Annotated in this window: 3 protein-coding genes; all 3 read left to right on the top strand. The window is 35.3% G+C overall.

Going from position 1 to position 3,526, the window contains the following annotated elements:
• The coding region (locus tag AC1DJR_RS22210; RefSeq protein ID WP_477003515.1) for a BppU family phage baseplate upper protein at positions 1 to 2,058 on the top strand (2,058 nt) is incomplete at its 5' end.
• Positions 2,059 to 2,207: 149 nt separating this feature from the next.
• A complete protein-coding gene (locus AC1DJR_RS22205) occupies positions 2,208 to 2,474 on the top strand; it encodes a hypothetical protein (protein ID WP_477003514.1) in 267 nt (88 codons plus the stop codon).
• A 69-nt stretch (positions 2,475 to 2,543) separates the two neighbouring features.
• A complete protein-coding gene (locus tag AC1DJR_RS22200; RefSeq protein WP_477003513.1) occupies positions 2,544 to 3,401 on the top strand; it encodes an HNH endonuclease signature motif containing protein in 858 nt (285 codons plus the stop codon).
• Positions 3,402 to 3,526: the final 125 nt, after the last annotated feature.

Genomic DNA, 3,526 nt, shown 5'->3' with positions numbered 1-3,526 from the left:
GTTGATGTATATGTTGTTGACGGTTTTGTTCCGAATAATCTAACTGGAAGTGACGTATATTTCGAATGTGCTAAACCTGACAATACTTCTGTGAGAGATAAGAATGGAATCACTATGATAGATGCAGCTAAAGGTCATTTCGAATACACATTCCCGACGCAAACATTCGCATCTGTGGGGAAATCTAAACAAGCGTATTTCACTGTGGAGAAAAATTCAAATGTAAAAGCTACAACTCAAGATTTTATCATTGTTTCATTGCCTGATGCATTAACTAACAGAATTCCATCTAAAACTTATATTTCTCAATTAGATGAGTTAATTAAACAATTAGAACAAATGCAATTAGATGTATTGAATAGTGAAGCCTATAGAGAAGCTCATGACGCAAAAGAATTTGCAGAACAAGCTAATAAATTATCTACTAGTGTACAAAAACAATTAAACGAAATTGTTATTAATGGTGATTCCTCAGTTGAAGCGGCACAAGCTAGGGTTGATTTAGATAATTATACATTTCAAAATTTAAAAGAACGTTTAGACGTTGAACAAAATAAAGTTAAGATTTTGAATGAAAAAGTATATAGTGTTACATCTTATGAAAAATTGCGAATTGCCGCAGGGAGTGATTGGGATTATAGAGCATCTATTCAAAAGGCTCTTGATGATTGCGAATCGGGCGGTGGTGGTATTGTCCGTATTAACAAAATTTATTCCATTTCTGTTAATATCAAGGTTCCATCTAATACTATTTTAATCGCAACGAAAGGCGCGGGAATAAAACGTCTAAATGGAACAACAGGGAAAATCATTACCAACAAAGATACTGTAAACGGCAATACGAAAATATCTATTATTGGACTTGAAATTGAAGGAAATCAAAGCGCTGGAGTGGAGCGAGATGCAGGGATTCACCTTGTTTTATGTACTGATTCTTACATCGCGCAAAACACAATCAAAAATACAAAAGGTGACGGCATAACAATCGGTAATATCACAGGCGGCGTGATCGGAACTTGTTCAAATGTCACTGTATCTCACAATACCATTGATAATGCAGGGCGTATGGGGATTGCTTTAACAGATGCAAAAGACTGTGATATTACTTATAACCGTATAAAGAATCTTTCGAATGCTCCATTGGATATGGGGATTGCTATCGATTTAGAACCAAATTTTGACGGACAGTATTGTCAAGATAATATCGTAGAAGGAAATTACATCGAAAACTGCAAAGGTGGTATTTATCTTGCAGCGAGAGAAAACGTTACTGCTGTAAAAGGGAATAAGATTATTAATAACTTTATACGTAATATTACAACTGAACACGGAATATTAACAGCCTATTCACAAACGGAAGTTGTGGGGAACAAATTAGAAAACATCGCAAAATACGGAATCTACGCTGGTACAGGTGGCGTTGTTCAAACAAACGAAATGCGAATAGAAGATAACCGCATTATAGATGCCAGCGCGTCTAGTAATGCAGGGTACAGTTGTATTCGATTAGAAAACGTTGTTCATAGTATTATTCACGATAACATCTTTAGAAAGTCAACAGGGGCAGCTAATATTGCTCAATATGCGTTTTCTGAAGATGTTTTATCTGGATACAACTCATACAAAGGAAACCATGCTAGACAAATCGGAATTGCTTACAGTGCACAACCCACATCTAAGGTATCCCACAATGTATGGAATGAATCGGCAGTTAATAATGTGCATGAAGGATTTGTGACGTTAGGAGATATCAAACTAAACGGAACAAAGCTACAAATAGGTTCGGGTAGTTTAACGGCTAATATTTATCACGCATCGAGCGCACCATCATCTGCGGTGGGCGTTGATAATGATATCGTCTTTGTAATCGCTCCTGCGATTGGTACACCGGTTGGATATAAAAAAATTAGTGGAAGTTGGTATCCATTCGGACAGGTTCGATATGTAACAGATATTTCGATTGCACCTACCTTTTTGGGGCAAGAAGCGCTCGTGTCAGGTGTTTGGTATAAGGCAATCGGAACAAGTAGCGCAGCTGATTGGAGAAAAATAACATAGATAACAAAATGAAGCTTACTTACGGTAGAATTATTTTGAACAAAGTACGGATCTTATAAAAAGATGATAATTCAGTTAATTTAAAGTTAATAATTGTAGACTTAGGTATATAATTTGAATTAAGAAAGTGATACGTTGGGAGGAGACATATGGAGAAAAAACTAATTTTCAACTTGCTTGATGGACTTTATGCATTCGATACAGGTAGTACAGATTGTGGAATACAAGACGAGATCTTAAGACAACAAGTAATAGACTATCTAGATAACTTAAATGAAGATGAATTTCGAATACTCATGTCCAATTTTATTCGGGAAAGCTTTGTTAGCCATGAAGCTATACAAAAAGGATACGGAATAGAAGATGTAGCAGCTTTTATAAAATGGCTAGATCGTTTTATGGGGATAGAACTCTAAAATTTTACAATTTTACCCTAAAAATATATACTTGCTGTTAAAAGGAATAAATTTAGGGGTGTAGATATTATGAATAGCGATAATCCAAGTAGGGCAATTCCTCAACCTATTCAACGAGAAGTTAGACAACGCTGCGGATTTGGTTGTGTAATATGTGGATTTCCCATATATGATTATGATCATATGAAAGAATGGTCTAAAGTAAAAGAGCATGTAGCGGAAGATATTACATTGCTTTGCCCAGAACATCATCGTGCAGTAACTACAGAGATATTACCTCGCGAAGCAGTTTTAGAAGCTAATAAAAATCCTTTTAATCTTCGTCAAGGTCATAGTAAACCTATGGGACTGTATTATGTAGGTGACACTTGTGAATTTTTTATTGGAGGAAATCGATTTATAATGGATTCTTCAGGGGGAGAACAAGGGCAAATTGCACCAATTATAGTCGATGGTATTCCCTTACTTGATTTCATTTTTGTAAATGGGCAATTACTGTTAAATATTCAATTGTTTGATGAAAATAATGAGATAGTTCTTCTTATCAAGGAAAATCAGCTTGTATACGGAATTGAATCATGGGATATACAGATGGTTGGTAAAACTTTAACTATTCGAGAGAAGGCTAGAAAGATTCTTGTTAATATAACATTTGAAACACCGAATAAGGTAATTATCGATAAAGCTCGATTATTATGCAATGGCGCTGAGATTCTTATCAAACAAGATGTAATGTCAATCGGAAATAATATGTGTCACATAAAAGGTTCTAAATTCCTAAATACACCAATTGGCGTGTGCATAGGGAATAATCCTTACCCAGTTGGTGTTGGAATTAACCTTCCGTATATGAATAGATATTCAAAACAGTCTGAGGAAAATAGGGAGCTAGAGAAAGACATTTTGAAAGAAATGCAAACTCAATAAAATACGGCTTTTATAACAAAGAGGGGCCATTTCGCTTCTCTTTTTACTTTGAGGAGATGGGAACAGTGGAAGATGCAATTTTTAATTCAGTTATTCAGCAGGAAGCATTCGCATCTTTATTCATG

Source organism: Bacillus sp. 05T31 (assembly GCF_056396725.1).
The sequence above is the reverse complement of the archived record's forward strand: the minus strand, read 5'-3'. Positions and strand labels throughout refer to the sequence as shown.

What these genes read in the sequence shown, in the direction of transcription:
- AC1DJR_RS22205 (WP_477003514.1), top strand. Translation starts at nt 2,208, where the DNA reads ATGGAGAAAAAACTAATTTTCAACTTGCTTGATGGACTTTATGCATTC.
- AC1DJR_RS22200 (WP_477003513.1), top strand. Translation starts at nt 2,544, where the DNA reads ATGAATAGCGATAATCCAAGTAGGGCAATTCCTCAACCTATTCAACGA.